General features: G+C 60.8%; 1 pseudogene. It reads right to left on the bottom strand.

What is annotated here, in order from left to right:
- Positions 1-214 (bottom strand): annotated as a pseudogene (locus DJ75_RS15310) (helix-turn-helix domain-containing protein); the annotation flags it as partial.
- Positions 215-421 lie beyond the last annotated feature (207 nt).

Here is a 421-nt window from a genome sequence, read left to right as displayed (position 1 = left end):
GGTCTTCGAACACGTCGACCGGGGTGGCCCCGTCGACTGTCGGGTGCCGTTGGACTCCGTCCACGAACGAGTCACGCGAGGCGTTGTGGATCCAGAACAACGGGGCTGTGGCTCCTCCGAGGGGGACGAGCGTCTCGAGTTCGACGGTGGAGTTTCCCTCGACCGCGAGTATTCGTCCGAGTTCGAAGTTCCCGGACGACACGCGGAACTCCACGATCACACTCATTAATCGATTCCGAATGAGTGGTCCTCGACCCGCATATAAAGAAGACAGACATGGGATACCATGTTCGCGTCGAGCGTGACGGTCGACCGCTCGTTCGGTCCGGCGGTCGACTACTTGGTACACCATACTCGTGCATTATGCCGGTCCGGAGCGATCGGTGGCTATGGCCACGGTCATGGAGTTCACGAGCCCGGC

The sequence above is a fragment of the Halorubrum sp. Eb13 genome, from assembly GCF_002252895.1.
Classification (GTDB): domain Archaea; phylum Halobacteriota; class Halobacteria; order Halobacteriales; family Haloferacaceae; genus Halorubrum.
The sequence above is the reverse complement of the archived record's forward strand: the minus strand, read 5'-3'. Positions and strand labels throughout refer to the sequence as shown.